Source organism: Alcaligenes sp. HNGD-HTN06, from assembly GCF_049932565.1.
In the GTDB taxonomy this organism is placed as follows: Bacteria; Pseudomonadota; Gammaproteobacteria; order Burkholderiales; family Burkholderiaceae_B; genus Alcaligenes; species Alcaligenes ammonioxydans.
In genome coordinates, this window is sequence record NZ_CP187782.1 from 1,226,623 (window position 1) to 1,248,426 (window position 21,804).

Annotated in this window: 18 protein-coding genes; 3 read left to right on the top strand and 15 right to left on the bottom strand. The window is 58.7% G+C overall.

From position 1 onward, the window contains the following. Window positions 1-200: 200 nt before the first annotated feature. The 13 genes from ACOZ42_RS05600 to ACOZ42_RS05660 form a co-directional block, all read right to left on the bottom strand. A complete protein-coding gene (locus tag ACOZ42_RS05600; protein ID WP_426345636.1) occupies window positions 201-1,553 on the bottom strand; it encodes a flagellar hook-length control protein FliK in 1,353 nt (450 codons plus the stop codon). A gap of 12 nt (window positions 1,554-1,565) precedes the next feature. Next, window positions 1,566-2,015 (bottom strand): flagellar export protein FliJ, encoded by a 450-nt coding sequence (fliJ, locus tag ACOZ42_RS05605; protein WP_003804635.1) that lies wholly within the window; start codon window positions 2,013-2,015, stop codon window positions 1,566-1,568. A 2-nt stretch (window positions 2,016-2,017) separates the two neighbouring features. Beyond that, on the bottom strand, window positions 2,018-3,460 hold the full coding sequence (gene fliI, locus ACOZ42_RS05610; protein WP_003804631.1) for a flagellar protein export ATPase FliI: 1,443 nt from the start codon (window positions 3,458-3,460) through the stop codon (window positions 2,018-2,020). Continuing rightward, window positions 3,461-4,201 (bottom strand): flagellar assembly protein FliH, encoded by a 741-nt coding sequence (gene fliH, locus ACOZ42_RS05615; protein ID WP_426345637.1) that lies wholly within the window; start codon window positions 4,199-4,201, stop codon window positions 3,461-3,463. It lies immediately after the preceding gene. 91 nt (window positions 4,202-4,292) lie between these two features. Further along, window positions 4,293-5,303 (bottom strand): flagellar motor switch protein FliG, encoded by a 1,011-nt coding sequence (gene fliG / locus ACOZ42_RS05620; RefSeq protein ID WP_039943984.1) that lies wholly within the window; start codon window positions 5,301-5,303, stop codon window positions 4,293-4,295. Next, complete coding sequence (fliF, locus tag ACOZ42_RS05625) at window positions 5,290-7,014, bottom strand: flagellar basal-body MS-ring/collar protein FliF (protein ID WP_426345638.1); 1,725 nt, start codon at window positions 7,012-7,014, stop codon at window positions 5,290-5,292. Before fliF ends, fliG begins: the two co-directional genes overlap by 14 nt. Window positions 7,015-7,128: 114 nt before the next feature. Further along, window positions 7,129-7,464: a flagellar hook-basal body complex protein FliE gene (fliE, locus tag ACOZ42_RS05630; protein WP_003804624.1), complete on the bottom strand. Its 336-nt coding sequence runs from the start codon at window positions 7,462-7,464 to the stop codon at window positions 7,129-7,131. A 142-nt stretch (window positions 7,465-7,606) separates the two neighbouring features. Next, window positions 7,607-7,927, bottom strand: coding sequence for an EscU/YscU/HrcU family type III secretion system export apparatus switch protein (locus ACOZ42_RS05635; RefSeq protein ID WP_219235867.1), 321 nt, complete (start codon window positions 7,925-7,927; stop codon window positions 7,607-7,609). Further along, a complete protein-coding gene (locus ACOZ42_RS05640) occupies window positions 7,917-9,200 on the bottom strand; it encodes a flagellar hook-length control protein FliK (protein WP_426345639.1) in 1,284 nt (427 codons plus the stop codon). The genes ACOZ42_RS05635 and ACOZ42_RS05640 overlap by 11 nt, the downstream gene beginning before the upstream one ends. After that, complete coding sequence (locus tag ACOZ42_RS05645; protein ID WP_003804618.1) at window positions 9,197-9,532, bottom strand: flagellar protein FliT; 336 nt, start codon at window positions 9,530-9,532, stop codon at window positions 9,197-9,199. The genes ACOZ42_RS05640 and ACOZ42_RS05645 overlap by 4 nt, the downstream gene beginning before the upstream one ends. A gap of 78 nt (window positions 9,533-9,610) precedes the next feature. Next, window positions 9,611-10,042: a flagellar export chaperone FliS gene (gene fliS, locus ACOZ42_RS05650; RefSeq protein ID WP_240209341.1), complete on the bottom strand. Its 432-nt coding sequence runs from the start codon at window positions 10,040-10,042 to the stop codon at window positions 9,611-9,613. Between the two features lie 6 nt (window positions 10,043-10,048). Further along, window positions 10,049-11,443, bottom strand: coding sequence for a flagellar filament capping protein FliD (gene fliD / locus ACOZ42_RS05655; RefSeq protein ID WP_426345640.1), 1,395 nt, complete (start codon window positions 11,441-11,443; stop codon window positions 10,049-10,051). An 89-nt stretch (window positions 11,444-11,532) separates the two neighbouring features. Continuing rightward, window positions 11,533-11,934 (bottom strand): flagellar protein FlaG, encoded by a 402-nt coding sequence (locus tag ACOZ42_RS05660; RefSeq protein WP_426345641.1) that lies wholly within the window; start codon window positions 11,932-11,934, stop codon window positions 11,533-11,535. Window positions 11,935-12,171: 237 nt separating this feature from the next. Here ACOZ42_RS05660 and ACOZ42_RS05665 point away from each other — a divergent pair, with 237 nt between their 5' ends. Beyond that, window positions 12,172-12,933: an RNA polymerase sigma factor FliA gene (locus tag ACOZ42_RS05665; RefSeq protein ID WP_426345642.1), complete on the top strand. Its 762-nt coding sequence runs from the start codon at window positions 12,172-12,174 to the stop codon at window positions 12,931-12,933. A gap of 197 nt (window positions 12,934-13,130) precedes the next feature. Here the strand turns inward: ACOZ42_RS05665 and ACOZ42_RS05670 are convergent, their stop codons facing one another. Both ACOZ42_RS05670 and ACOZ42_RS05675 read right to left on the bottom strand, forming a co-directional pair. Then, window positions 13,131-14,021: a flagellin gene (locus ACOZ42_RS05670; RefSeq protein WP_426345643.1), complete on the bottom strand. Its 891-nt coding sequence runs from the start codon at window positions 14,019-14,021 to the stop codon at window positions 13,131-13,133. A 462-nt stretch (window positions 14,022-14,483) separates the two neighbouring features. Then, window positions 14,484-16,580 (bottom strand): PhoX family protein, encoded by a 2,097-nt coding sequence (locus ACOZ42_RS05675; protein ID WP_003804603.1) that lies wholly within the window; start codon window positions 16,578-16,580, stop codon window positions 14,484-14,486. A gap of 500 nt (window positions 16,581-17,080) precedes the next feature. Here ACOZ42_RS05675 and ACOZ42_RS05680 point away from each other — a divergent pair, with 500 nt between their 5' ends. After that, window positions 17,081-18,568, top strand: coding sequence for an SrfA family protein (locus tag ACOZ42_RS05680; RefSeq protein ID WP_426345644.1), 1,488 nt, complete (start codon window positions 17,081-17,083; stop codon window positions 18,566-18,568). Between the two features lie 16 nt (window positions 18,569-18,584). Beyond that, window positions 18,585-21,803: a virulence factor SrfB gene (locus ACOZ42_RS05685; protein ID WP_059317891.1), complete on the top strand. Its 3,219-nt coding sequence runs from the start codon at window positions 18,585-18,587 to the stop codon at window positions 21,801-21,803. Window position 21,804: the final 1 nt, after the last annotated feature.

Below are 21,804 nucleotides of genomic sequence, written 5' to 3' on the forward strand. Positions count from 1 at the left end.
TTTGGTGGGTGCTTTTCGGGCCATGTGATGTGAGCGATGTATTTTCTAGCGTATGACAAACAGACAAACGCATGTCTGGCCTGAGCCTGACTGCATGCCTGAGCTATTGTGCCGGAGGTCAGACAGGACAGGCCCGGCGAATAGACGCTGCTTTTCGAGCTTAATCATGCTTTTTGCCGGGCGGTCCGTGGGGCTGGGAGTCAGGCGAAGGTGTCAACCAGCGCATCCGGGTTCAGCGAGCGGGTAGCGCTGCGGTTCACCAAGAGGTTGGTCTCCTCTGGGGATGCCACCGTGTTCAGGCTGAAGGCGGCCTGCTCGCCCTGGCTGCCTTGGGCTGCCAATTGCTCGCGAAAGGCCTGATGCGAGGCGTGCTGGTCACCCACGTCCGCCTGGCCCAGAGTCAGGCCGTTTTCCGCGAACTGCTGTTGCAGTTGTTGCAGGGACTGCTCCAGGGCCTGACGCACTTGGGCGTGGGGTGAGGTAATCATGGCGTGGGCCATGCCGTCCTGCATCTGCAAAGTAATGCGCAGGGGGCCCAGTTCAGGCGGGTCCAGGCGGATATCAGCACTTTGAATGCTGCCTTGGGCTTGCTGGGCCAGTGTAATCATCTGGCGTCCCATGGCAGCGCCCCATTCAGGGGATTGAACCGGTGTGGCAATGGCCAGCGTCATTGCGCTGGGTAAGGCGGCGGAACTGTTAGCCGGGAGCGTGCCGGGCGTGGCGCTCAGTTGGGCCAGCAAGGACGCATCCAGAGCGGGCAGATTCAGGTTCACGCCTGCACGAGCATCCTCCGCCATGTGTCGACCCAGGGCCGCCAGAGACGCTGAAGCGTCATCCATCAGATGAGCTTGAGACGACGCTGTGCTCGCGACGAGCTTGGTGTTAAAGGCGGTGTCGCTTACGACGTGGGCCGCATTGACAGCCGCTTTGCGGACGGGGGTGGCAGCCAGCGGATTACTGTTCTCAAGGGATTTGGGCAAGGCCAGTTCAGCACTCAGGTCCACATCTGCTTGCGCCGCAGTGGTTTCCAAGGGGGGCGCCACGGCTGCGGCGCGGGTACTGCTCAGCTCGGCGGCCAGAGTCTGGCGCGTGTGGGCGGCGGTCACAGGTAGCGTGCGCTCTGTCTGCGCTGCTTTGATCTCGGTTTTGCTGTTCTTGATGGCTTGCACTTGCGACAGAATGGACAAGGCCATTGCGGGCAGGCCGCTATCGGCCGGTGCCTCGGTGTCCAGCTCCAGGTCGCTCTGATCGGCGATCATCAAGGCCGGGTCTGTGATCAGGGTGTCCAGCTCACTGGCCCCCGCTGGCCCGGCTACTGTCTCAGCCTGTTTGGGGCTGCGTGCGAGAGCCTGGGTGTGAGCGTGGTCCTGTCTGGCAGCGGTCCCTGTCTTGCCAGCCCCTTTGCCTTGCACGTGTTGCTGTTGCGTTTGCAGATGCTGGGCAAAGCCTTCGTCCTTGGGCGCGTGCGCAGCCGCAGGCCCGGCCGTAGGGGCGACGGGGGCCGAGGGTGCGGCAGGAGCCGCAGGTAAAACCGAAAGAGTGGGCGAAGTCATGGCGGCGCTTGTTTAATAGGCGGTCTGGCTGCGGGTAAAGAGACGAGCAGCGATTTCGTCGCTGTTTCGTTGTTCCATTCTTTGCTGCTGGACGTGTTGAGTCTGGAGACGACGATCGATCAGGGTTTCATAGGCTTTCAGGCGTTGCTGGTGGCCATACCAGATCTGTCGTCCCTGTTCCATCTTCTCTTCCAGCGCATGGATAACACTATTTTGCTGGGAAATGGCCTGGTCCAATGTCACGATAAAGCGGCGGAAATTGTGATAGTTCGCCATGGTTACCCCCGCCTGACCCACATTGAGCAGGCGCTGGGCATAGTCCTGTCGATAGGTTTGCAGCATTTCCAGTTGCGATTGGGCCGCATCGCGCTGCGTGCGCAGTTCCTGCAACTGACGGGCGGCGTCGTCAACCTGATTCTGACTGAGATCGACCAGCGTATGTAAGGAGGCGTTGGCTTTCATGCTTATTGCTCGCTATTTAAAACGGCATTCAACTCATCAAAGGCGCGTGGCATATCCACACGTTGCTGCATGCCCTGGCGCAGGTAGGCTTCTAGCCAAGGGTAGCGATCAATGGCCTGGTCAATGGCCGGGTCGTTGCCCCGGGTGTAGGCGCCCACCGCAATCAGGTCGCGGTTGCGTTGATAGCTGGAGAGCAGACCCTTGAAACGGTGCACCATCTTGACTTGCTCAGGGTCCACGATGCTGGGCATGACCCGCGAAATGGAGGCTTCAATATCAATGGCAGGGTAGTGGCCGGTTTCGGCCAGACTGCGCGACAGCACAATATGGCCGTCCAGGATTGCTCGGGCCGAGTCGGCAATCGGGTCCTGCTGGTCGTCGCCCTCGGTCAGCACGGTGTAAAACGCCGTGATTGAGCCGCAACGGCCCTGCGCATTCGGTTCGCCATTACCGGCGCGTTCCACCAGTGCGGGCAGTTTGGCAAATACCGAAGGGGGGTAGCCTTTGGTAGCGGGCGGCTCGCCGATCGCCAAGGCGATCTCGCGCTGCGCCATCGCATAGCGCGTCAGCGAGTCCATGATCAACAGGACATTTTTGCCCTCATCGCGAAAAAACTCGGCCAGACGGGTGGCATAGACCGCGCCTTGTAAACGTAGCAGGGGAGAGACGTCAGCCGGGGCAGCGACCACTACCGAGCGTTGCAGACCTTCCTCGCCCAGGTTGTGCTCAATGAATTCCTTGACTTCTCGGCCCCGTTCGCCAATCAGGCCGACGACAATAATGTCGGCCTGGGTGTAGCGCGCCATCATGCCCAGGAGCACACTCTTGCCTACACCGGAGCCGGCAAACAGCCCCATGCGCTGACCACGACCGACGGTGAGCAGACCATTGATGGCGCGCACGCCGACATCCAGCACCGTGTCGATCGGGCTGCGCTTGAGCGGGTTGGGTGTGGTGTGGCTGAGCGGGACGCAGGATTGGGCGTCGATCGGACCCAGGCCGTCCAGCGGGTTGCCGCTGCCGTCCACGACCCGGCCCAGCAGCCCCGGGCCAACCGGAACGTGGCGAGAGCGGGCCTGGGCAGGCAGCCTGTCGGGTTGATCGGAGTCGGGCAGGGGAACGGGGGGCTGCAGTTGGGCCTCGACGGGCACCACGCGTGCCCCTGGCGGCAGGCCTGAAATTTCGCTCAGGGGCATCAGGTACAGGGACCGGCCCTCAAAGCCCACAACCTCGGCTTCTGCCCAGATATTCTGGGCGGCAGACAGCTCCACTTTACAGGCGGCACCTACTGCCAGTTTCAAACCTGTGGCTTCCAGCACCAGACCGGTGGCGCGCACGACACGGCCGCTGCGCAAACTGGGCTCGATCGCTTGTACCCGTTGTTGCGCCGATAGCAGTTGGGCACGCCAGCGTTCGGGGGTGGGGGCCAGCTTGGCAGGGACCATTCAGGGCTCCGAGGGGACCGCTAAGCCCAGGCTGGCCAGTGCCCGTTTCCAGCGGGTTGCAAAGGTCGCGTCGATATCGCCGTAGCTGGAGCGCACTCGGCATTCGCCACGTTGCAACTGGGCATCTTCCTGCAGGCGCCAGGCGCGGGGCTCGCCCTGTTCAATCAGAAATTCACGCACCAGACTGATGTCGTCCGGGTGCAGGCTCAGTTCCAGGGCGCTGGTATCACCGGGATCGCTGCGCAGCACCTCGGCGACCAGATCGCGGATGCGGCCGGGCTCGGAGGTGATGGTGCTTTGCAAGACATGCTCGGCAATGCGGGTGGCCAGCTGAATCAGCGCCTGCCCCATTTCCTGATTCATCATTTCGATGGATTGGGCGCAGTTCTGGTTCAGGGCAACAAATTCCTTGATGTACTGATCGATTTGTTCTTGCGCCTTGGCCATGCCGGCGCTGACGCCGGCCTCATAACCCAGGGCATGGCCGCTTTCCTGGCCCGCAGCCAGTCCTGCTGCGTGACCTTGATCGAAACCAGCCTGATAGCCTTGCTGATGGCCTTCTTCCTGTGCCTGACTGCGCTGCTCGTCCAGTTCGCGTTGCAGCTCTTCCTGGGTGGGAGGCACAAATTCTGGTTCTTGCGGCTCGTTGGCAGGGGTCGGGTCATCGAGCCCTTGCATCTGCCAGCGGGTCCAGCTGTCCTGCAGCTCTGAGTACGCCGAGGCTTTGCGATGGCTGGGCATCTATAGGCCCCCTTGACCAGCGCCGTGCGCCAAGGCCGGACGCAAAAAACAAACGGCCCACGCCAGCCGGGCCTGTTCAGACACGACCATCCTAGACATATTCGTCCCCGCTCAGGCCACCCAGTGTGATCTGGCCGGCTTCGGCCAGACGGCGTGCCACCTGCACAATGGCTTTTTGCTCCTGCTCCACCTTGGACATGCGGATCGGGCCCTGGGCGTCGATATCCTCGCGCAACATTTCGGCGGCACGGTTGGACATGTTGCGAAAGAACTTGTCGCGCAGCTCTTCGGGCGCGCCTTTGAGGGCGATGGTCAGTGCAGAAGTTTCGATTTCCTTGAGCAGCAACTGGATAGCGATGTCTTCCACATCGGCCAGGTTCTCGAACACGAACATCTCGTCCACGATGCGCTGGGTCAGGTCGGCATCCATGCCGCGCAGGCTGGTCAGTACGGACTCTTCCAGGCTGGCGTTCATGTAGTTCAGCATCTCTGCTGCCGTGCGCGGCCCGCCCATCTTGCTGCGTTTGGCGCCCTGGCCGGACAAGATGCCGTTCAACACTTCGGTCAGCTCGTTCAGCGCGGTAGGCTGTACGCCGCCAAAGGTGGCAATGCGCAAGACCACATCGTCACGCAGGCGATCCGGGATGTGTCCCAGAATATCGGCGGCACGGTCACGTTCCAGGTGTACCAGAATGGTGGCGATAATTTGCGGGTGCTCGTCGGCAATCAGCTCGGCCACGCTGGAGGCGTCCAGCCAGTTCAGGGCGTCAATACCGCTGCTGGCGCCTTCGCCGTTCTCCAGCAAGTCCTCGATCAGGCCAGCGGCACGATCCGAGCCCAGCGCTTTGGTCAATACCGAGCGGATATAGGCGTTTGAATCCAGCGCCACGGCCATGAACTGGTCGGCTTCCTGACGAAAACTCTCCAGCGCCTCGTCCATATCGGCACGGGTCAGCTGCTTCAAGGAGGCCATTGCCGTACTGAGCTGCTGCACTTCACGGGGCGAGAGGTGACGAAACACTTCGGCAGCGGCATCTTCCCCCAAGGACATCATCAAAATCGCACTGCGTTCGATGGAGTCGTCCGGTTTAGCCGTTTTCATTTTTTTCATCTTTGTTTAACCAGGAGCGCAACACCATAGCCACGGCGCGTGGATCGTCGTGAGCCAGCTTGCGGGCGGTGTTCAGATTCTCTTCGTAACGGCTCATTTCAGCAGCGCGCTGTTCAGCGGCATGCTCACGAGCGGCATCCTCTTTCTGACGCTCGACGCGGGCATCCGCCACCGCCTTGGCCTGAATCAGGCCCTGGACGATGGGGTTGATGACGATGCGCCACGCCATGAACAGAATGAATGCAAAGACCACATACTTGATCAATTCCATGGCCAGCTCTCGGTACTCCGGATTTTTCCAGAAGGGGGTATCAATATCGCCTTGCTCGTTGAACTGACCGTTCACCACGCTCAGGCTGTCGCCTCGCTCAGCCGAGTAGCCTACGGCCTGTTTGACCAGATCGCGGATTTTGTCCAGTTCTTCCTGGTCCAGCGGCTGGTTGTCCTTGTCGGTGTTGCGATAGTTCACCACCACGGCCACCGACAGGCGGCTTAGCTGGCCCATGGGCCCTTTGACGTGGCTGATCGTGCGGTCCACTTCATAGTTGACGGTGGAGTCGTTGCGCGCATTACCGGCGTTTTGCAAAAGACGGGCCTGCTCGGCCAGGGAAACCAGTGAAGGGTCCGTGCTGGCAGCGGCATCGGCCGTCTGTGTCGTGTTAGTTGCGGCCGTGTCATTACCGGCGGCAGCGGGCGCTTGTGGCTGAGTGGGAGCGGCTGGCGGGTTGACCAGATTGGCCGTGGCATTGTTGGGGGCCTGATTGCTCAGGGCACCGGGAACGCCCTGGGGCTGTTGCGGATTGCGTTGCAGGGAGGAACTGGTCTGCTGGCTGCGTACCGCTGCCTGGCCAGGTTGCTGATTGGGCTTGTAGACCTCGGAGGTCTGTTCGCGCCGTGAGAAGTCCACCTCGGCGGTCACTTGTGCACGCACATTGCCCGGGCCCACCAGCGGGTTCAGCAAGGTCAGAATACGTTGTACGGCGCGGTACTCGATGTCGTTGACAAAGTTGCGCTGCTGATTGTCCGCGCCCATCTCTCCCGCGGGTGCGGTGAGCAAACGACCATTCTGGTCGATGATGGAGACCTTGTCGGCTTGCAGATTGGGCACGCTGGAGGAGATCAGCCAACTGATGGCCGAGACCTGACCCTCACTCAGATCGCGGCCAGGGTAGAGCGACAGCACCACCGAGGCGGTGGGCGACTGGCGATCGCGTACAAACAAGGTCTCACGTGGCATGGCCAGGTGAACCCGGGCTTCCTTGACGGCATGCACGGCCTTGATGGAGTTGGCCAGTTCGCCTTCCAGCGCCCGCTGATACGTGACTTGCTCCGTGAACTGGCTGGCCCCAAAGCGGCTTTGATCCAGCAGCTCGAAACCGGCATTGCCGCTGCGCGGCAAACCTTGCGAGGCCATTTGCATGCGCACATCGTGGACCCGATCCTCAGGAACCAGAATCGCAGTGCCGTTCGTGTTGAATTGGTAAGGCACATTCATCTGGCCCAGGGCCGAGACGATGGCGCCGCCATCACGGTCGTCCAGATTGGAGAACAGAACCTGGTAGGTTGGGCCACGGCTCCACATCAGGATGGCGACAATCAGGGCGATCAGAGCCGCGCCCAACCCGATCAATGCCGTCTTGGGCAGGGTGCGCAGCGTGTCGTAGCCAGGAATTTTATTCAGCATCTGTGCTGTCTGACTCATGGATGACCTTGGTGAGGCAGAGGCAGGGTTCTGCATGGAATCAGGGGAGTTCAAATCAGGACGTGCTCAGGCAGCATTAAGGGAAAGGGCGGCGGGCATGAAAGGATCAGGCGCTTACACCGGCATACTGGCAATTTCTTGGTAGGCGGCAACTAAGCGGTTGCGTACCTGGACGGTGGCCTGAAAGCCAACGCTGGCTTTTTGCAGGTCAATCATCACGTCATTCAAGGAGATTCCGGGCTCGCCCATTTCAAAGGCCTGGGCCTGAGCGCTGGCCTCGTTTTGCGCCTGTGACACCCGGTTCAAGGAGCGTGCCAGCTCGGCGGCAAAGCCCCCAGGCGCAGCGCTGCTGGCCGGGGAGGACACAGAACTGGAAGCCCCGGCAGCCTGCGCGACAGCGCGCATCTGGGCCAAAAGGTTTTCAATGCTGGAGAGATTGGAAATCGACATGTTCGCTTGCCAGAAAGTCAGGATGGGCTGCACGCACAGGTGCGGGCAGCTTGCCGTGCTTAATGTAACGTTTTGAACGCGAGGCTAAGCAGGGTATCTAAGCCCAAAAACAGGGGCTTTTCAGCCCTTCTAAACGAGGGCATCAAGGTTTTGAGGCATCGTGCAAGGCCTGCAAGGCTTGTGTGGCTTGGGGATGGCCTTGTTCCAGCGCATACAGCCAGGCCAGCAATTCGGCGACGGCCTGATAGAGCTGGGGAGGAATATGACGGTCCAGGTCCACTTGCATCAGCAGGCCCACCAGCTCGGGGGACTCGTGGACGTACAGGTTATGCTCCCGGGCCGTTTCGATGATTTTTTCAGCCAGGGTGCCGTAGCCTTTGGCGACTACGCGCGGAGCCCCATCCTTGGGGTCGTAGCGCAAGGCCAGGGCCTGCGGACGATGGGTCGGTGATTCAGGCTTCATCGGGCAGGTCCTGCGGCAAGGTCGGGTCAGCCTCGATCTGCAACTGGCTCAGAATCAGGCCCTGGCCCTGCAGGCGTTCACGCAAGGGCAGGCTGTGCTCGTCCAGGTAGGGAGCGGACTGCTCGGCCTGGATATGGACCAGCAACTGCTGATTCAAAAGATTCAGGCGCAGGGTGATCGGGCCCAGGGTGGGCAGGTCCAGTCGCACGGTGCTGGACCAGTGCTCTGTCTCTTCGTCTGATTGGGCTTCGTGACGCTGAATGCTCCAATCCATCTCCGCCTCTGGCCAGGCCTGGCCCTGCCATTGCAGACTCTGGTGGGCCAGTGTGTCCAGTTGCTGGCGCAGCAGCAGGCTGTTGGCCGGGTCCGGGGCAGAGGGGGGCGTTTGACTGGCAGGGCTGTGGGCGGATGCCGGTTCGGCCGAAGGGCGGTGCTGGTTTTGTGGTTCCAGCTGCAGTTCGCTGACGCTACGTTGACCAAAGTGCAAATCACTGAGGTGAGACTCGTAAAACAAGCCGCTGTGTTGCAGGGCCTGGGGTAACGCCTGGGCGAAGTGTTGCGCCAGTGCAGCCGTGCTGCCGGTGGGCAGGGCTCCGGTGGCCGTCGTGCCCGTGGCCGCCGTCCCGGTGCCGGACAGGCCTGCGGGGTTTGCGGGTGTGCCGGCCGTGCCGCCAGCCGTCGCGCCTGGCCCCGTGTGGGCACCTCCCGTTGCGCTGCTGCCGGGCAAGGGCAGCCCTTGCTGAGTCAGGGTGGCCGTGGTGCTGGTGGCCGTTTGTGCCATGCCGGCGCGTCCACCTGCCTGACCATCGGTGCCGGGGCGGGCGGCTTCGCTGGCGTCTGCTTGCAGTGTAGGGTGGCTGGACAATAAGGCCTGTCTGCCCTGAATGGCGGGCGTTCGATCCGGAAAGCGCTCCAGCAGGGAAAGAATCAGTTGAGCGGTGCGTCCCAACGTTGTCGGGGCTGAACTGGTGGTGCTCGTATTGGGGCCGCGTGCAGTCAGGGCCGGATCGGTCAGGCTTTGACCGGTTTGTGTACGCAGATTCCGGCTGTCGCGACCCTGGGTGTGGGCACGAGCCTGATCTACGCTTTGGCGTTGATCTCGCGCGGTCTGATTTTCAAGGCGCTCGGCGCGTTGACTGCCCGGTGTCTGGCTGATCGCATCCGGTCGGGCGCCCGTGGCGATATTGCTTTGCTGTCCTGTGCTGATACCCAGAACGGCATCCAGCCGCTGAATAAGCAGCGTCCCCAAGGGGGAGGGGCCGCCAATGCTCATGGATGAACGCTAGGGCTGTAGTACGCTTGCAATACCGTTTGCTGGCGTTTCATATTGCCCAGCAGGGCGCCCAGCCGGCTCAGTTCCGGGGTGGCCAGGTGACGGATCTGGGCGTCATCGGCCAGAATCTGCGTCAGCAGCTGACGACGTGCCTGCTTTTCGGTTGCAGACAGATCTTCCATGTTTTTGAGTTTTTCCACGGCGAGTTGATAGTGTTCGGATTGCTCAAACACATCCTCCCAGCGTGCTGATTGGGCAAGCTCCAGCATGTGACGGGTGATGCCGGCGATTATTTGATATTGGTCGACGATCGGGTTAGAGGTATCGCTCATGTTCGTACCAGGCGCAAAAGGCGTAAAGGAGGTTGGAGGTGCGGATCAGAGACGCGCTCTGGTCTGCGAGCCCCGGAGTCAAGCTGGCTGCTTGGCACGTTGGGTGTCAACATTGCTGCGCCAGGCATCGGCAATATCGGTCAGCATACGTTCGGCCAGCGTCAGCTTTTCCGCGTCATTGCGAAGATTGGCCAGCATCAGGTTGTGCAGGATCAAGTCATAGGTTGCGACCAGATTGTGAGCCAGCTCTCCGCCCTTTTCGGTATCGACGGCCATTTTCAGCCCGCTATCGACGATATCGATGGCCTTCGATAAGGATTGCCCCCGCCCGGCAATATTGCCTTGTTCCATGTGTAGACGGGCTTGCAACATGGCTGTGCGCGCGCCGTTGAACAACAGGGTAATCAGATGCTCGGGACTGGCGCTCAGGACCTCGGTTTCCAGGCCTACCTGGGCGTAGGTGCGAACCGATTGTTGGCCAAAGCGACGGGAAGGGGCAGGATAGCTCATAGGGGTTTATTTATTGCTGTTCATATTGCCCAGCATGGACAACTGCTGGCTCAGGTAGTTGCTGGTGCCTTGCATGCGGTTGATCATGACATCCAGCTGGACAAACTGTTTGCGGTAGGCTTCCATCTTTTCTTCGATGCGCTTGTCGGCGTTATCATACTGATCCTGCAGGGTTTTACCGATTTTTTCGGCGCCTTCCTGGGCCTTGTCAATGCGTCCGCCTTTTTTGACAAAATCTTCCGCAGCTTTTTGGACACGACCTGCAATGGCTTGTTCACCGACAAACATCTTCTGGACGTCAGCCATATTGTTCTTTAAGGCAGCGTCCAGCTTCTTGTCATCAATCTCCAACTCGCCGGTTTTGGGGTTAAGGTTAATGCCAAGACCAATCAGGGTGCGTATTTCGCCATCTCCGTTTACATGGCCCAAAGTAGCTTCTCGCATTGCGTTTTGGGCCTCGCGGGCCAAGGAGTCACCCGATAGGGCCGAGCCTTGCTTCAGGTCGGGGTTGTAGGCGGTTAGCGAGCGGATGGATGTATTGAATTTGTTGTACGCAGCAACGTATTCCTTGATCGCTTCTGCGGCCTTGGTATTGTCTTTGCTGACGTCAATGTTGATGGTTTCAGAGCTTGCTTTGTTCAGCGTAATTTCCAGGCCTTCAACAGTATCTTTTAACGTGTTGCTTTCACTGGTAATCGGGATGCCATTAATGGTCAACTCTGCATTGCTCGCTTTTACATGCAGGAAGCCACCAGCTTGCGGGTTATCAGGGTCTACGTCGATGTTCAGCACATCAGCTAATGCGTCGTTATTTTCAACTTTGATTGAAGTAATTGACGCGGCCTTACCAGTTTCGGCTGCCGATAGCTGTAAGTGGTAGGGTTTTTGTGGGTCACCAGTATTAATAATGGTGGCTTTCATGCCCAGTTCAGCATCAGCGTTAATGGCGTTCATGACTCCTTGCAGGGAGGTGTCTTTACCGCTCATATCTAGTGAGTGCTCTTTACCATTAGCTAAAGTGACAGTGATCCTTCCGCCTTCACCTAGCGTTGTGTCGCGTGTTTCCTGAGCTGGGGCAGTAAGAGTCTGCCGGGTGGCCAGGCTTGTTACTTTGATTGCGTATTGACCAGGCGCTGCTTTTGCTGTGCCTGAGACTTTAATGTCTTCGCTATTGGCAGTCGTTTTGACGGCACCATACAAATCTTCGGAGTTCAGTTTTTTGGCGGCTGCTTGCAGTTCAGACAGGCCACTTTTTAGCTGACCGTAGGCCGAGATTTTGTTGGTGTTGGCTACTTGACGGTTCTGGATGACGGCAAGGCTCTTTTTTTCCGTCTTGCGCAGATCTTCCAGCAGTTCGTCCAGCTTCAGGCCTGAACCTACGCCAATCGAAGAAATAGCCATATCAAATACTCCTGTAGTGTCCTATTTTGTCGCGAATATGTCGCGCGCAAAGCCCATGTCAATGGGAGGTTTCGATGCCAGTTTGGTTTTTAAACCTTCACACTGACGGCGTTGCCCTGCAACTGAACAATCATTTTGGCGATCTGGATAACCGCATCGGACGGCACCGTGCGCAGCACTTCGCCTGTTTTGTTGTCAACAATGGAAACCACCAGGCGCTGGGCCTCGTCGTCCATATTGAAGCGAATGCCGGTGGACCAGGCCTGCAAGGAATCGTTGATCTGGTCCAGGGTGTCGTCCAGCGCGTTGACCATGCCGGGGATAGCTTCGCGCTTGTCGGGCCAGCGTTGCTGCAGCTGGGTGTCGGTACTGCTTTCCTTGATGGGCGTGACCGTAGTGGCCGCCGAAGGCTGTGGGGTGCCGGGGTTTTGTTCCGCAGGGGAAGCCAGGGGCACCAAGGCCGTCGTTTGAGATGAAACTGAGCTGATCATGACATCACTCCAGAAGGGGCTTGGTGGCAGGCCTTCCAGCGGAGTGGGGCTTGGCACCTGTATCACTCCAATTACGGCACCCCCGCGCGTATCTTTAGGAGAAATTTTCCTTTTGGCCGGCTTCCAAGCCTTTTAAAGGCTGAACAAGATGGCGAAAGACTGTTTGATTTGGGGAATGTGAGGGTGGGCGAGCAGGCAAAATAGCCCCATCTTTATTGTCCGGATTCGTGCCCGTCCATGCCTCGTTCTGAAGACGTCCTGGTTGAGCAGTACGCCCCTTTGGTGCGCCGCCAAGCGCTCCAGCTCGTGTCGCGCCTGCCCCCCAGTGTCGAATTGGACGATCTGATGCAGGCTGGCATGATGGGCTTGCTGGACGCCGTACGCCGCTACCAGGTTGTAGCCGAAGCCCAGTTCGAGACCTATGCGGTCACCCGAATTCGCGGTGCCATGCTGGACGAATTGCGCAGCCAGGACTGGCTGCCGCGTAGCGTGCGCTCCAAAGCGCGCCAGATCGAAGTGGCCGTCAGCACCTTGCGTCAGGAATTGCTGCGCGAACCCACCGAGCCAGAAATCGCCGAGGCCCTGTCCTTGAGCATGGACGATTACTACGAGCTGCTGGACGAAGCGGTAGGGGTGCAGGTTATTCACTATGAAGACCTGAAGCGCCATACCGACCCCTCCGCCGACGCGCTGGAGTTTCTGGAAGACAGTACCCGCGAGCAGGCTTATTTTGATAACCCCCTGAACCTGCTGACCTCGCAGGGCCTGCGCCAGGCCTTGATCACGGCAATCGACCAGTTGCCCGAGCGGGAAAAACTGTTGTTTGCTCTGCAGTTCGAGCAAGACCTGAACCAGAAAGAAATCGCCTTGGTATTGGGAGTGACGGAAGGGCGTGTGTCCCAATTGCGCAGCCAGGCTGTGGCCCGTATCCGCGCCAGCCTGGCCAAAGACCAGTGGGACGCTATCTCCGATAGCGCGGAGTTTCAGGTGCTTTTGTAGTTATTGCGTTTAGGTTGGGTGCCAATTCAATTCAATTGAAATTGCCTGTAATGTAGTGGAAGCGAAAATCATTAACAAGTTAATCGTATTGGCTTAGGGGCAATGAATCAAAAAAGCCTCCAGGAAAAAAATCTTGGAGGCTTTTTGCTGCTGGGCAAGCTAAGTCGCCCATCTGGTCAGCATTACTATCGTTAAAATTAACGCAGCAAGGACAGAACGGTTTGCGGAACTTGGTTAGCTTGAGCCAACACAGAAGTACCAGCTTGTTGCAGAATCTGCGCACGTGTCATGTTGGACACTTCAACAGCGTAGTCTGCGTCTTCGATTCGTGAGCGCGCAGCGGACAAGTTGTTCACAGTGTTGTTCAGGTTGGCAACCGTGGATTGAAAGCGGTTTTGAATCGCACCCAAACCACTACGTTGCGTGTCAACTTGAGAAATTGCTTTATCAATTTCAGCTAGCAAGTCGTCAGCGACTGTCGCTGTCGCTGGATCGGTTGCGGTCGCTGCCGTGTAAGCCGATAAAATTCCTGTCGCTGCTGCTGCGGCTGTGGTGCCGTCAATGCCCGACATGCCGGTAGTGGTGAATAAAGTCGATGCGTTTGTTTCTTTCAGATCAATACCGATGGTTTGTCCGTCATGAGCGCCAACCTGAATGTTCAGGGTGCTGTCTGCGGTTAATACCTTTACACCGTTGAACTGGGTTTCTTCGGAAATTCGGTTGATTTCTTGAACGCGAGCAATGACTTCCTCGTTAATGGAAACCAAGTCTTCTGCGGAGTTTGTGCCGGTGTTGGCTTGTACGATCAAAGTACGAACACGCTGCAAGTTTTCGTTGATTTCGTTCAGTGCGCCTTCAGTTGTTTGAGCGATGGAAATCCCATCGTTTGCATTACGAGCAGCTTGTGTCAGACCGTTGATATTGGCGGTGAAACGGTTAGCAATGGCTTGACCAGCAGCGTCGTCTTTTGCGCTGTTGATACGCAGACCGGAGGACAGGCGCTCGATGGCGGTGCCCAGGGAATTCTGGGACTTGGTCAGGTTGTTTTGCGAAACCAGAGCCAGGTAGTTGGTATTGATAACAGACATGGTAACTCCCAATGTTGAGTAGAGCGGCGAAACGGTTTCGCCCTTTGCCCAGGAAAGCGTTGGCGTTCTGCTAGGCCCCAGGGGGCTGATCGCGCATTCGACACACTGCGTTCTTCCTGTACAGCAACATTAACGGAAGGGGTGAAAAACTCTTTAGGGGCCTGTTGAGAAAATTTTCTTCACGTGGCCTTCACACCTTGATTGCCGCGGCTTCAAGCAGGGTGCTCCGGTGTGCTGAGCAGTCGGCTTGCTGTCGTGCTGTGGCCTTCAAGCCCGATTTTTCCCTGGTCGCTGCTCGGAAATGGAGCAACTGGCTCCGTGCCCCAGCATCCAAACCCGTGGTTTTGTCTGAATGGCGTAGTGCTAAAAAGCAGACGGGGCCATCGATTGACGGCCCCGCATGGAAAAAATTGAGCATGACACTCAATCAGGCGGATTCAAACCCCTGATCCGCCCTGGTGCTTACACGGCAATGGGCTTGCCGTCCGTACGCTGGATCACCACGGTCGAAGAACGTGGACGTACCGTGTTCATGCTGACGACGGTGGCGTCCTGCGTGTCATAAGCGGGCCAGTTCGAGGGGTGCTGAATGTTCAGGAACAGGCTGGTGTGATCCGGGGTCATGGCAAAACCGGTGATCTCGGCTTCATTGGGCCCCACAAAGAAGCGGCGCAGCTCGGCCTGATTGGCCGCGTTGATGGCCGGGCCGGTACCTGTGCTGTCAGCCAGGGCGCCGGGGATAACGGCCAGCATCTGGTCGTTGGTGGCGCGGGCGACATTGTTTTTACGTCCACCATCGATGCCGTTGTCCGTCTGGATCCAGAGGATGCCCCGGCTGTCAAAAGCCAGGCCGTCCGGGCTGGCCAGCTGGTTCAGATCCGTCAGGCCAGAACGGTTGGTGTCCGCATCCGCACCGGCATCCGAGCCGAACACAAAAATGTCCCACTTGAATTTGTTCGAGTCTGCCTCGTCGTGCCAGCGAATCACGTGGCCGTTTACGTTGTTCAGACGTGGGTTGGCCGGGTTGGTGCCCGTAGAGGCATTGCGGCTGGTGTTGTTGGTCAGCGTCAGATAGATGTCGCCGTTGCTTGGGTGGGTGGCGGTCCACTCGGGGCGATCCATCGGGGTGGCACCCACAAAGTCAGCGGCACCGCGTGTGTTGATCAGGATGGCATCGAGGCTGCCAAACTCTTGAGCCAGCGTGCGCCCATTTTTGCCAACCGTTGTTCCTGTCAGGGCTAGCCATTCGCCCGAGCCGTCTTCGTTGAAGCGGGCGACATACAAGGTTCCCTTGTCCAGATACTTGGCGCCAACGGCCAGACGGTCGGTGCGCTGTGCGTCTTTCGGGTCCCAGTTGGCCTCGGAGACAAAGCGGTAGACATACTCAAAACGCGAGTCGTCACCACTATAGAAAGCCAGTGGCTTGCCAGCCTCAGGTTTGCTGTAGGCGCATCCTTCATGCGCGAAGCGACCCATGGAGGTGCGTTTGGTGGCGATGCTGGTGGGGTCGTACGGGTCGATCTCGACCAGATAGCCAAAGCCGTTGACCTCGTTGCGCCAGTCTTCGGTGGGGCCTGCACCGGTTTCAGTTACGTTAAAGCGCGCGAACTCGCCCAGAACTTCCGATGGGTCTTGGGCGGCAGTTTCCCACTGGTAACGGCCGGTAGGGCCGGACGAGACGCCCACACGCTGCTGGTGTGCGGGACGATTGCCGGTATTGACAAAGCAGGCGGCCCAGTTCTCTTCGGCGGTGATGTAAGTGCCCCAGGGGGTCGTGCCGTTACCGCAGTTATTGTTGGTGCCACGCACTTGCGTGCCGTTGGGCGAAAAAGGCGTTTTGGTCCAGTCCGTGCCGCCGATGGGGCCGGCCAGCTTCATGGGGGTGGCGGAGGTGAAGCGACGGTTGTAACGCGAGTTCTGGACGATGTCCCAGCGGCCCTGGTCGCGACGAATGTGGATGATCGCTACGCCATGGGCATTGATTTCCTTGCGCACTTCCTCGGCAGGCCGTTTGCCATCGACCAGGGTCGGGCCATTGGGGTGCAGGGCATTGGCGTCAATATATTCGTGGTTGACGGCCAGCAAGCCCTCAGTGGAGCTGCCTTCCAGTGGGAAAAAGTGCATGCCGTCATGGTGCATGCCCATGGAGTTGAGCAGATCACTGGAGCTGTTGTTGCCGTTTTGGTCCCAGGGCAAGGCGTTGTCGTTAATGGGCGTTCCCCACGGGGCCAGCACATGGGCGGTATAGCCGGGAGGCACAACACAGCCATCTGTCATGGAAGTGGGCAGGGACTCAAACCCCAGTTTGAGCTTTGCCGGTGGTTCTGGATCAGGATTGGGGCTTGGGGTAGGGGTCTGGCCACTGCCGCTATCGGACGAGCTGCTGCCGGTGCTGTTGCTGTCACAGCCAGCCAGGCCAAAGCCGGTCATGGTGGCCAGCGCAGCGGCCAGGCCTCCGCGCATGACGGCACGGCGAGACAGGCTTCGTTCCAGAATTTCGCTAAAAGGGGTGTTCTGACTGGCGTTACGTACAGTCTTGTCGGAGATATGTTTGCTCATAGTGATGAATAGCGCCAAGGCTGAGTTAGGGGGTAGCGCTCATCCTAGTCGGTCAACGTGAAAGGTCTATGACAAAGGCCGGAATGTTGCCGGGGTCTGGCCGGCAAACGTGCCGCAGATCGGGTCATAGCGCGGGTTGGCGGGCTGGATGCGCGTGACCAGTCTTTTTTTTGGCCTTTTTCCACGGACTGAAACTGGGGGGGGCAGGGTCTAATTCTGATTAGTAAGTCAAGGCGGCGCTTATTTCTGCAGGGTCAATGTTGATTTGCGTACGACGGCGTACATTTTTATCAGCAGGGCCGAAAGGTAGGCGGTTTTATTACCCTCTTTAATTGGTCGCTCAGTATCAAAACGACTTTCCGTTCTTTTTGGTTCCTGTTTTTTTAAAACCCTTAAAGGGGTTTTTTCTCCCTGTGCACACCCTATGACTGGGCATTTTCCTGAGGCTGTGGAAGTAGCTATTTGTTGTACTATGTTTCTTTTTTTTATTCGGGAACTCAATGAAGCAAGGGGTTTTACTGCGCAGTGGCCGTGCCGATGCTTTCATGGCTTTAGGTGAGGGCGGCCGACCGGTATTTCGCTCCGCTTTACAGTTACGAGAAGCTTTGCGCCGTCGGGCCGGCCATGTTGCCGATCATCTGGCGATTCCGCAAAGCAATGAAACAGGCTCCACACTGGACTGGTACAGCCCGATCCCAGGTCAGGTGGTGCCTTGGACGGCAGCAACGGCGCAGGAACGTGAGGAAGGCCTGAAACAATTAACGGCTTTTCAGGCCAGGCTGGATGAGATGACGCCCGCTGTGGACGCCGATGAGCAGGAAAAGGACGCCTTGGGCGACAAGGCCCTGTTCTCCAGTCTGCTGCGCCGTGTTCTGTATTTCCCGGATGAAAACTTTGTCTATCTGGTCAACGGCAAGCCCGTTCTGACCTTCTGGGGCTTTTTGCACCACGGAGCGGACCAAACCCAAGATCCCTTGCTACCCTTGAGACCCGCTCCTCAGGTGGCGCCTGCCGTCGTGCCTGCCCCGCTGCCGCCAGTCGAGCCCGCCGTGGCTCCGGTTGTGGCTCCCGTGGCAGCAAGCTGGTGGTCCCGCTGGTGGTGGCGTTTGCTGGCCTTATTGCTGCTGCTGGCCTTGCTCCTGTTTGGCTTGCGCTGGTGTTCGACGCCCCTTGTGCCCAATACCCCTGTGGCGTCGTTGAGTTCCAGTGTCGGCAGCTACCTGCCCGAGAAAGTGCGTAACTGGCTGGGTTGGTCCTTGCCCACGCTGGATACGGGCGTTCTGCTGCCCAATGCTCGTGTCGATGCGACGGGGCGTGTTACGGCAGGCTCGGTGCCCGTGGTACCGGGCGCGCCAGGCTCGGGTATGGCTCCAGGGGTAAGGGCGCCTGACGCTGTTGCTCCGGGAACGGGCGTTCCTGTCGTGCCGGGTGCTCCAGAGGGAGGCCAGGCTCTGGATGCTGCGCCGCCAGCTGATCCGGCCGCGAACGCGCATGCCCATCCCCAGCCGCCGCAGTTGCCAGACGGGCCTGCCAACCCGCCTGCCGATCCTGCCGCGCCTCCGACTCTGGATGCCAATCCGACTAGCCCTGCAACGTCTGCGGCAGTTCCCCCCGGTTCTCTGGTGGTGCCGCCCGATGCCTTGCAAACGGGCAAGATGGATTTCCTTAACGGCCAATGGGCCGCCCGCATGGGAGTGCAGGACAGTCAGACCGGTAAACCCGTGCAACTGCAATATCAATTGAAAGACGGTGCAGGCCATGTGCAGATCAAGCGCGGGGACGGCGTGCAGTGCGAGGCTCCTGTGTCGGCCTCGGCCGATCAGGGCCGTCTGATCTTGAATGCTAATTCCGCCGCCAAATGTACTGACAATGCGGCCTACGATATGCCCAAGATTGTGTGTGATCCCGGTGCCGCAGGAGCTGCCGCCCAGTGCGCGGGCACGTACGGCTCCAATGCCTTTCCTCTGATCTTGCAGCAATCCGAATGATGAGTGCCTGAATCTTATGTTGCCTGAATTACTCAAACACGATGGCTTGGTTACTTTGATTGAAAATACCGGAGTCCAGTTCATGGACTTCGGTTTTGACATCAACGCTCCCACTTTGGGTAGCAAGAAGCTGGGCACCTTGAACCATTCTTTTTTCAGCACAAATGGCCAGAACTGGCGTTTGCTGTTTGAAGGTCTGCAGTTTGGCCAGGAGCAGACCCTCTTTCACCAGCCCGAAGGCGAGGTGGGGGTCTATCAGGGAGGGGGGCGCAATGATCAGGAATGCGATGTGTCCCTGAGTCGTACCCTGGACCTGTTCGATGGCCTGTGGCTACCGGTGCCCTATGTTCGTTTTGTCGCCCCCCATCGTTTCGATCATGGGCCAGCCAGTTGGAGCCGCCTGCGGGTGGTGCGTCTGGAAACGCCCGATCGGGACGGCAACACGCACCGTATTACGCTTGCCTGCGACACCAGCGTGGTGGACCTGACTGAAGGCGCGGCCTATCTGGCCCCCTTGCGAGAGGACATCAACGCCGGCGCCCTGTTTCGCCTTGCTTGCGATAGCGCCCATATGGACTGGTTCCTGAACCGCGACTGGGTGCAGGAATGGCTGCTGGAAGTTTATAAAGACAACGTCAACAAAACGCGCAACATCGACTTTGGCGAAGAGGTCAGCGCCTTGCGCTCGGCTCAGTTGCACTTTTTGAACCTGCTCAGTCTGTTCGCGCCCCCGCATGAGAGTGTGGAAGAGCGTACGGAAGCCTGGGTACGCTTGCCGGACATCAAGGTGTTGGCGGCCAACTGGCAAAGCGAGCAGATCATTCCGGTAGATCTGGTGCTGGATGTAGGGAACTCGCGTACTTGCGGGATTCTGATTGAAAACCATGGCCAGGACGATTCGGGGCTGCGGCAAAATTACGTGCTGCAGTTGCGCGATTTGTCCCACCCGCATCAGGTGTACAGCAAGCCATTTGAAAGTCGTGTCGAGTTTGCGCAGACGGACTTTGGCAAGAATCATCTGTCCCTTAAAAGTGGCCGTCCCACCGCCTTTTCCTGGCCTACGCTGGTGCGTGTTGGCGATGAGGCTGCGCGTTTGGCTGCGCGCCGTCGTGGCACCGAAGGCACCACCGGCCTGTCCAGTCCTAAACGCTACTTGTGGGACGAAAACGAATACAAGCACGGCTGGCGTTTCAGTCAGCAGTACGACCGTTCCGATGCAGAGCCGCGTGCCCTGGCGGCACCGTTCTCCCTGCACATTGACGAGCGGGGCGAAGCGCTGTTCACCTTGGAAGAAGACGACCGCCTGCCAGTGTTTGAGCCGTTCTATTCGCGCAGTTCGGTCATGACATTCATGCTGACCGAAGTGCTGGCCCAGGCGCTGTTGCAAATCAACAGTCCGGCCCAACGGGTGCGTCAGGGGCATTCCAACAAGCCGCGTCGCCTGAGCAACATCGTGTTGACGGTACCGCCCGGCATGCCTTTGGTAGAGCGCAGCCTCCTGTCTGAGCGTTTGCGTCAGGCCATTGGTCTGCTGTGGACCAGCCTGGACTGGTATCAGGGTGAAGAAGATCCTTATGCGCTCGAGCCTGTCGAATCGGGTCGCATGCCAGAGAGCCTGCGTGTGCCTTTGCCCGAATTCCGGGTGGAATGGGACGAGGCAACCAGTTCGCAGTTGGTCTATCTGTTTACCGAAATTACCCAGAACTTTGCCGGCCATGCCGATGAGTTCTTTGATGCCGTTGCGGCCCCCTACAAGGAAGATCGGGAAACGCTGACCTTGGGCATTATTGACATTGGTGGGGGCACCACCGATATCGTGATCAGCGACTACACCTTGCGTCGCCCGGCAGGAGCGGGCGGTGGCAGCAACCTGACCATCTCGCCCAAACAGCGTTTTCGCGACAGCTTCCGCGTGGCCGGTGACGATATCTTGCTCGATGTGATTCAGCGTTATGTCCTGCCCGCGTTTGAACACGCCCTGAGTCATGCCGGTGTGCAGGATACGGACGTCTTCCTGTCGCGTCTATGCGGCAATGAAAAAGCCGATGCCAATAAAGCCGTCTTGCGCCAGCAACTGGCCCTGCAGGTCTTTGTGCCGCTGGGGCTGGAGTTTCTGAAACGCTATGAAGCCTACGATCCGCACGAGGACCCGCGCGCTGTTCAGTCGGTGCCTTGGGGCCAGTTGCTGGACTTTGAACATGTGCATGGCGATCAGGGCAATGTTCCCCTGTCCCATGCCTCGGCGGGGGCGGCCGATGCCCTGCCACGCGTTTCCGGCAAAGTGGTGCAGTATGTGCTGGACGAACTGCACAAGCATGTCGGTCAGCGCGTGGAGCTGGAGCTGGCCCATGTTGAGCAGTCCTTTGATCTGGCCCATTTGCACCAGGGTTTGGTCACGGGTTCGCTGAACATTAACGACCCTTTGCGCGCTTTTTGCGAAGTGTTGAACTATTACGACTGCGACATTGTGCTCATGGCCGGGCGTCCTTCGCGCCTGCCAGGCGTGCAGGCCTATGTGCGCTCACAGATGCCTGTCTCGCCTGCGCGATTGTTGCCTTTGCACAATTACCGCACCGGCAGTTGGTATCCTTTCCACACCAATGGCCGGATCGATGATCCCAAGAGTACGGCCTCGGTGGGCGCCATGCTGTGCCTGCTTTGCTACAACATGAATATTGACCAGTTCAATTTCAAAGTATCGAATCTGCGGCCGCGCTCCACCCTGCGCCATATCGGGATTATCGATTCCAATAATCAGATCAAGGATCAGGATCTGGTCTACAAGGATGTGCTCCAGATTGACCCGGATACCCGCGAGGAAATGGTGACGCTGGAAAGCGTCAGCAGCGAGGACTCGGACGGCTATCACCTGTTGATGCAGGGCAGTTACCTGCGTCTGGGCTATCGACAGCTGGATGTCGAACGCTGGCCCGCCTCGCCCTTGTATTACCTGCATTTGAACGAGAAGGTGCGTCGCCAGATGGCGGATGCGCCTGACGATGATGGGCAACTGCCTTCCATGGAAGTGAGTTTGCAGGTCAATCAGAAAGTGCGTGACAAGCAAGGTCGCCGCATGATCAGCGACCGCCTGGAAGTGCGTCGCTCCAATCCGCGCGACTTCAAATTGTCCAGCCCTGTGCCCAAGGCCGTGCGTATCCAGCTCAACACCATGCTGGAAGCAGGTCTGGGTGATTCTCCATATTGGCTCGATAGCGGGAGCGTAGTGCTCAAATGAC